The 8870-nt window shown below is 61.6% G+C and carries 2 protein-coding genes; both read right to left on the reverse strand.

Annotated elements, in window-relative coordinates:
* Positions 1-278: 278 nt before the first annotated feature.
* Positions 279-878 (reverse strand): hypothetical protein, encoded by a 600-nt coding sequence (locus AC3WL2_RS05150; protein ID WP_102685367.1) that lies wholly within the window; start codon positions 876-878, stop codon positions 279-281.
* Positions 878-8870, reverse strand: a 7993-nt coding sequence (locus AC3WL2_RS05155) for a hemagglutinin repeat-containing protein (protein WP_492574030.1), incomplete at its 5' end; no start/stop codon positions are given. The genes AC3WL2_RS05150 and AC3WL2_RS05155, both read right to left, overlap by 1 nt.

An 8870-nucleotide genomic window follows, 5' to 3' on the forward strand; every position in this document is an offset into this window, starting at 1 on the left:
AACTGGGAAGGTGGTTATCAGATTGCCAGCCCTATAACAGAAAAGGACAGAAAAGGGGACAGATTTATTTTCCACACTCTAATTTTGACGCCACCAGCTTCCAGCTCGTGACTTCCTCACCGATACGTTAAGCAACGGGTTTCAACGTCGTCTTGGCCATGCAAAGACAGAAACTAGAGTAGAAAAATAAATCTGTCCCCTTTTTTCTTCACGACAACGCCGGTCAGATGCTATTAAACTCCCGCCTGTGTGTGGCGAACATGCTTTTCGCCCCAGGCTTAACACCTGTACAAATTGCAAAAATACTCATTGATACATTTCCCATTCAACACTTGTTTCGAATCGAAATCCAAGGTTTGAGAGACGACAACTCCTGGCCTCAGGCTCTCTGGAAAATCTTCAATCGATGCATACTCCCCTGGCACCAGAAACCTGAAGTAGTCTCCCATACTCGTAGGGCCATCAAACCCAACGGGAAAATCCTCTCCCTCTCGGGAACCTTCGACGGCGTGATAGACAAAGAAACCTTTGTTGAAGGCAAGGCTGGCTTCACTGTAGGTTCCTCGCTCTTCGAGATCGCGCAACAGCTCACCCAGAACGAAAGCCTTGTCTCTTCCTTGCCAGCGCCATGCCGAATACAAGTCCACCGTAAAGCCACATTTCTTCAAAGGTGGGTACGACCGAAAGACCTGAGACTCCTCCCACATGAATTCACTGAGGGCGTCCAGCATTTCCTCCGCTCCACTCAGTGCCAAGAGCACTTTCGGAATATCACCAAAACAATTGTTCACCATGACCGCAATTCGACCAACTCTATCCATGGCCAACCACGTGTATAGGGTACCGAATCCAGGTTCCCATTGTTCATCAAGGCTCATTACCGGCTCCCCTTAGGCCATGTCACCGCGCAATTTTCGCAAGTTTTTATGATGGCGCCGGGAGGAACATCGTCTCGTCGCCAGACATCACGGGGCCTGACGGCTTCAGTAAATTTTATGTTCCCAGGCACAGCGCCCTGCCTTACCAGTTGATCCGCCGCCGAAATTTCGGCGCAGGCACCCACCTTATTCTTGCAGAAGTCCGTAAACTCACCAACCTTCACTCCCAACTGCGTTTCTATATAAGCGACCGTGGCAGGATGCAGTGAATCGGCAGTAATCGACGCGTTACTGCTTCCCACCGCAACTTTTCCTGTCAACGGATCGAAAGCACCTACCATCGTGGCACTTTTCGTCGCCTGTGTCTTGGATGGAATACTATTGATTGCCGTCAGGAGATCATGGGCAGCCTGGTTTTCAAGAGGGTTCTCGGAAAATACAAGCCCGATATCCTGCTGGTGGCTCGGGGTCACATAGACATCTCGCCCGTGCTGCCCATCAAGCTGACTTCCCCCGGTATGCGGCGTCGTGACGACCTGCCCGCCCTCACCATACCCTCCACTGCTAGGATTCTGCGTCCCGGCCTCAACCAACAATCCTTCGTACTTCTTCAGCCTCGGATCAAGCACGTGAATAGGCAGCCCTTCATTTTGCAGGGACACCTCGACGATCAGCTTGATCATCTGCGCACGCTTGTTGAGATCGCTGACATTAGCCTCGATCTCGTCAATCGCCCTCGACACCGCAGCCTGCATTTCCTCCTGACGCTCTGGTGCAAGTTGGCTAACACCCAGGGCAGTAGCCAGTGCCCCCATCAACACATAACCGGCATAGGCCACCGGGATGAAATTCTGCTGTCCAGGTTTCTGCCCGTTCAGTTTCGCCATGTCATTGAGGATCTTGGCCACCCTGGCCGGGTCCTCGCCGGCCACCTCGGTCAGGCGTTGGGCAACGATATCGAACGCCTCGCTGTTCTGATTGCCAGCAATACGACCGAGCAGCGACCTGACGACGTTCGAGCGCGTCTGTTCGTAGCGACTGCCCAGTTGACGATAAATCTCGCGCGTAGCTAACCCGAAATTCACTGAATCAGGGTTAGTGCCAACAGCCAGCGCCGCGGTCGCAAGGAACACGTCACCTAGTTTGTTAAGAGCCTCTTCACTGTTCTCCCCATACTTTGCCGCGCTGTCTTTCCACTGCTGCAGCGTCTGGACGGGATTCATCACCGCGTGGGTAGAGGACCCAGTCGCATAAAGATCAGTGCGCGACTCATGGTCCCGCGTGATCTCGTATGCCTTGTCCAGATCCCGATTCAACCCGACAGTGGAGTCCTTCCCAGTCTCCGCATCCTCGCGCACAGTGATATCACCCGCCCCCACGGTGGCACGGACAATTTGCTTGCGGTCCTTCTCGTACTTCCAGCCACTGACGCTCCAGCCGTTCTCGCCTTTGTCACCCTTGCCCGTCTGGCTGCTGTCCTGCTGTGTTGCTGCTGTCCCTTTTTTCCAGGTACCACCGACGTTCAGGTAATAGCCGCGTTCCTGGTCCTTGCCGGCGATATCACTGTGGCCCAGCGTGCCGGTATCGAGCTTGAGGTTGCCGTTGTCGGAGGCGATCAGGGCACCATCGAGCTGGGTGTGGTTTTCGGTGCGGATGTCGACCTTGTCCCGAGCGGTGATGCGGGTCTGGTTTTCCACCCACTCGGTCTCGCCCGTGGTCTTGCCTTTGCCGACCGAGCCGCTGATACCCGAGCCCGGGCCTACCGTGACGGTGGCGCTCAGGTCGAACTCTTTGCCCTTGACCTTGCCGGTATCGATGGCCGAGGCCACGTTCAGGTCGCCGCCCACACGGCCGATGACTTCGTCGCCGCGTACCTGGGCGCCTTTGATGTTGGTGTCCTTGCCACTGGTGAACTTCAGCTGGTCGCCTGCGTAGACGTAGGCTTCCTGGTGTCGCTGTGCGTCGCGTTCCAGCTGGCCCTTGCCCAGGTTGACACTGGCGTAGATCCCCACCCCTTCCGAGCCGAACGCCAACCCGACTTCACCACCGCCGCTGCGACGGTTCTGTTCGTAGTGCGAGTCGTTCTGCGCGGCACGGATGTTCAGGTCATTGCCTGCGGCAAGGTCGATGTCACGCCCGGCCTTGACCTGCGAACCGACGATGTTCAAGTCGTGGCTGGCGTCGAGCTTGATATCGCGCCCCGCGTCGAGCTGGCTCGGCGTCGAGTTGCCCAGGGTGCCATCGGCACCCGCAGCGCCATGGCTGGCGCCGATGCCGACCTTGATACCGCCACTGGTACCACCGTGAATGCCGGCCCAGTTCTGCGACTCGCGGGTCTTCTGGGTGCTGCTGCCGTGGGCGACATCAATGTTGATGTCACGCCCCTTGACGTCGATGTCCCGCCCGGCCTGCACCTGGCTGCCTTTGACATTGACGTCGTTGCCGGCCTGCAGCTTGATATCGTTGCCGGCCTCCAGGCTGGAGCCACGGTTGCTTTGCTCGATGCTGGTCTGCTGGTTCTTCTGCGAGCTGTTGCCGATCTTGAGGTCGCCGGTTGGCCCGGCAAGGAACTGGTTGATGCCGTCGATGGCCTGCAGGGTGCTGGCAACCTTGCTCACGCCATTCTCGCCCTTGCCGGCGTTGCTCACCGCGTCCTTGGTGCGCCCGAAGTTATGGTTGATCGAGGCCCCGGCACCCTGGGTCGCATACTCCCGCTCCTGCTCGTGGATACGGGTTTCACGCGCCGCGTCGATGTTGATGTCGCGGCCCGCGCCCAGGCTGATATCGTGGCCTGCTATCAAGTCCGAGCCGGTCTGATTGATATCACGCCCCGCCTTGACCTCCAGGTCCTGGCCGGCCTTGATCTGGCTGGCAGAGGCCAACTGTTCGCGCAGGCGATCCTTGGCCAGTTCCTTCTCGACGCCCGCGAACACCTTGATCCCGTTGTCGTCGGCACTGGTACTCAAACCGATCTTCGAGGTTTTCGACCAGGTCTTGCTGTCGCTCTGGTTCTCGGCGGCGGCGACGTTGACATCACGTCCCGCGTTCAAGCTGACATTGCGACCGGCATTGACACCGCTGCCGAGCACGTTGATATCACGCTCGGCCTGGAGCGAGGCATCACGCACGGCCAGGACCTGGCTGCCGACGCTGGTGCTGCTGCGTGCTTCCTGCCCGGCTTTCTTCGCCGAGGCTACCGAAACGGACGGGACGACGACCATGCCAGGGGCAACCGACATGCCGATCTTTTTCTTGTACGAGTCGCTGTGGCTGTAGGCCGTGTCGTTGGCCGACACCAGGTTGATGTCACCCTCCTTGTCCAGCAACCCCGCGCGCAGCTCGACGTCCTTGCCGGCATTCGCCTCGCTGGCGCGCAGGCGCACATCGTTGCCTGCCGCAACCACGATGTCGTTGCCGGCATCCAGTTCACTGCCGACCTGCGTGGCGTGGGTCTGCAACTGGCTCTTGCCGCTTTTCGACAGGCCAAGGAAACCGGACTTGCTCTTCTTGCTGTACTCGCCGTGCTCCTCGACACCGGACAGTACCGCCACATCGCCGGTAGCCCCGAGCATGACATCACCGCCGGCCTTGAGCTGGCTGCCGATCACCGCGACATCGCGGCCACCGTCCAGGGCGATGCCGCCATCGGCCTTCTTGCTGACGTTGACGGTCAGGTCGCCGCCGGCATCGATCACCGACGCTACGTTGGTGCTGTGGTAGCTCTCTTGCTGCTTGGAGCTGCCGCGACCGAACGAGCCCTTGCTCTTCTTCTGGTAGTACGAAGCACTTTCGTTCTGGTCGGAGGCGATGGTCAGGTCGCGCTCGGCGTCGATGTCGACATCGCCCTTGCCCTTGACCTGGCTGGCGACGATGGCCATGTCCTGGCCCGCGGACAGCGACACATCGCCGCCGGCCTTGACCGTGGTCGACACCTGGGTGACCTGGTCATTGGACTGGGTGACCTTTTTGCTGCGGCTGAAGCTGTGGGCTTCGTTGGCGGCGGAGGTCAAGTTCAGGTCTTCGCCTGCGGCCAGGGTGAGGTTGCGGCCCGCGTCGATCTGGCTGGCCACGGCGGTGAGATCGCGGCCGGCGACGAGACTCAGGTCGCGGCCGGCGGTCAGCGTGGCGCCGTGCTGCTGCACCGTGTTGCTGCGCTGGCGCTCGGTGTAGAAGCCTTGACGTTCTTCGACCGACAGCAGGCTTACATCACGACCGGCACTGAGCGACAAGTCGCCGCCGCTCTGGATCACGCTACCGACGTTCTTGATGTCCTGACCCGCCTTGAGGCTGAGGCTGTTGCTGGCTTCGATGCGGGCCGCGCTGTCGAGATGGTCTCTCTGCTCACGCACGCTACCGTAGTCGTTGTCCGTGCGCGTCAGGTCTCGTTGATTGATCAGGTCACCATTGACGGCGGTCAGGCTCACATCGCGCCCGCTGATGATGCCGCCGGCACTGTTGACCAGGCTGTTGCCGGCCAGCAGGTCCAGGCGACCACCTGCCTGGATCAGGCCGCTGTTCGTAAGGTCCTTGCCCGCAGTGGCACTGAGGTTGCGTGAGGCTCTCAGCGTGCCAATGTTGTTGAGGTTTTCCCCGGCAATCAGCTGAACATCCTGCCCGGCGATCAACGCGCCGTCAGGTGCCAGGCGGCCGTTGGCATGGGCCAGGTACAGCACAGGCGCAAGCACCTGCTCACCATTGATCTCGCGTGCTTCAAGCCAGACGATGTCGTGCGTCAACGCCGCCACTTGGGCAGAGCTCAGGCCGACGCCAACGCTCAGGCCAAGCGCATCCTTGCTGCGGATGGCATTGTCCATCAGGTGCTTGTACAACTGCTCGCCAGAGGTCTGGCCATCGATGAACTGCTCGCCGGTACGCGCCACCACCGCCTGCTGGATCAGGCGCTGCTCGTAGAAGCCGTCACCAAGGCGCTTCCAGCTCTTGTCCGGGTCATAGCCCAGATTGCCGAGCAGGTAGTCGGAGCTCATGAACTGCTTGAGGTCGGTCAGCAGCGGATTGGTTTCAATCAGGTACTTGTGCGGCTTGCTCGTATATTGGCTGTCGGGCAGGCGAGTGATGCCCGGTATCCGTGGCGGGGCACTGACTCCGGCATCCTGCGCGCTCAGTTCCTGTGCCTGCGCACCTGGGTTTGGCGATCGGACGCCGCTATCCACTGCTTCGGCCACAGGCGCATTGACCCCGATGGCACTGGCCTTGGCCGCCGACTCGACGCGCTGGTGGGCAATCCGATCGATTGCCTGCTCGCTCGCCCTGGACGCGGCAGCATCCACTGCCTGGATCGCGCCCGGTCGGGAGCTGGCCAGCCCCTGGCGCTCATAAGAGCCGACGGTGGCGTTGCCCAATGTCCAGCCCTGAGTGGGCCCGGTTGCCGCATCGCTGCCTTTGCCACTCAAGCGGAACAGGCCATTCTGCCCCGCCGGCAGGCTGAAGCCTGGCAGGGTGGTCGGGTCTACCTGTCGCTGGGCCAGATCGGGTGGCAACTGCGCATTCAGGTTGACCACCGTAGGCTGCGTCGCGCTGGCTACATGGGTATCGAACGCACGGCTGCTGGTCGCCTCCGGCGCCCTGCGCACAACGATGTTGTTGACGTCGCCTGCCGCGGTGAGCTTCGCCGTGCCTGCAGCCTGGATCAACGCCGGCGCGATGAATTGATCATCGGCCTTGAGCGTGAGTTCTTCATTGATGCCATAGAACATCCCGGGGTCGAACTTCGCGACCAGGGCCTTGAAGGCTGCCTCATCGAACGGCCCAGAACGCGGGTGGGCCTGGTTGTAGGCGTTTACCTCGTTGATCAACTGGAAGAAGTACGCCGTGGGGACCTTGGTTCCAGACCCCACCTCTTTGCCAACGGTTCCAGACCTGGAACGCTCCCCCTCGTTGGTAATGCTGCTGGCCGTGATGGTGAGATCATTGCCCGCCGAGATCACGCTGCGAGAATTGAGAACGCTGCCCCCACCAATGGTCAGGTCACGCCCGGCAGCCAGGGTTGCCGTTGGCGAATCCTCCAGCACCACGGTTTCCTGGGTCTTGTAGATGTGCACCGGCCCCCTCACCCACCGCGACCCTTTGCAATGCTGGACGCAGTAGATGGTCATGTAGCCGTCGGTGATCTGCTGGCTGGCGCTGAACTTGTCGCGTTTGTTGACGAAACTGGCTGCCTGCAGGTTGATGTCACCGGCCGCCTCGACAGTCCCGGAGCTGTTCAGGAAGGTTGCCGCAGTACTGCCTGCGGTGACGCCGGCGACCAGCAGATTGCCCAGGCTGTAGACGTCCGCATAGCGGTTGCTGAAATCCGCCGTGTGGATCGACAGGTCCCGGCCACTGAACAGCAAGCCTCGACCGCCATCGGCAGCCTGGTCGTTGTGGACGGACTGGGCAATCAGGTTCAGGTTGCCCGACGCGGCCAATGCCCCGTAGTTGGACAGGCTGCCGGCGTTGATCGTCAGGTCGTTGACCGCCGACAACCGCCCATGGTTGTTCAGCTGGTTGCCGACGCTGACAACGATGCTGTCGCCACCGGCAATGCTTGTGGCGGTGCCCAGGCTCATCTGCGCCGCAGACAGGGTCATGTTCCCCAGGCTGGTCAGTCGGCCGTTGCCCGAATAGGTACCACCCAAGGTCAGGCTCAGTGTACCGTCGCTGGCAATCAACCCATCATTGAGCCAGTTGCCGCCCTTGCCCAGCAGCGCCTTCGTCGCCAGCAGTTGCCCACTGGAGGTCTGGGTGAAGTTCTTGACATCGAGATTGAGCGTGCCGGCTTGCAGCACGCTGCTGTTGACCCAGTCGTCGGCACTGAGATTCAGGGTGCCGTGCGTCAACAGGCGGCCTCCCGCCGCCATGACCTGCTGGCTGCTGACACCGAAATCACCATTGCCGAGGTGAGTGATGCTGCCCCCGGCATTCAGCAGATCGCCAATGACCAGGGCAAGATCGGTGTTGGCGGTTTCCAGGGTCCCGTTGCGGTTGTCCAGCAGCCCGCCGATCTGGAATCGTGTAGTGCCGCTGTTGCCCAGTGCACGCAGTTGGCCCGCCTGGTTGTCCAGGCTGGCAGCTGTAATCGCCAGGGTACTGGCGCTTTCGATGATGCCGCTGCGGTTATCCAGCGCGCCGCTCAGCCCCAGTTCGATACGCTGGCCGACCATCTCGCCGCGCGCGTCGCCGCCGTTGAGCAGGCTGGCGCCGGTGACCTTGAGCAGGCCACTGGCGGAGATGCCGCCATCGCGGTTGTCCAGTTGCCCGGTGCGGATCACGGTATCACCGCCGAGCGCGGCGATGCGCCCGCCGTGGTTGTCCAGGCTGGCGCTCTGCACGTCCAGGCTCAGCGCCTGGAGGATGCCGCGCTGGCCAGTGGCGTCGCTGCCGTTGCGCAGCACGCCGGTGGTGTGCACCGCCAACGCCTGCTTGAGGCTGGCGAGGATGCCGCCGCGGTTGTCGAGGGTGTCGGCGGTCACGGTCAACGCGCCGTCCTGGGCGATCAGCTTGCCGCCCTGGTTGTCGAGCAAGCCGGTGGCCTGCGCGGTGATTGCGCCCTTGGCCTGCACGGTGCCCTTGGCGTTGTTCAGGCTGGCCGCTTGCAGGCCTGCGTCGCCCTGCTGGCTGTAGATCAGGCCATCGCCCGAGTTGTTGAGCGCCCCGCGGCTGTCGAGCGTGAGCGGGCCATTGGCGGCCAGGGTGCCGCGCTGGCTGTTGTCGACGCTGGCGGCCAGCACCTTGAGCAGGCCCTGGCTGGCGATCTGGCCAGCCTGGTTGTCCACCTGGCCGGCGCGCTGGACCAGCAGGTCCTTGCCGGCGAACAGCTTGCCCTGGCGGTTGAGCAGCTCGCCGAGCAGGTCGAGGGTCAGCGCGCCCTGGGCGGCGAGGCTGCCGTCGGTGTTGTTCAGGCTCGCGGCGGTCAGGCCCAGGTCCTGGCGAGTGGCGACGCGGCCGCCGTGGTTGTCGAAGGAACCGCTGCTGATGACCAGTTTTTCCCCGGCA

The organism is Pseudomonas sp. FW305-96, from assembly GCF_058783825.1.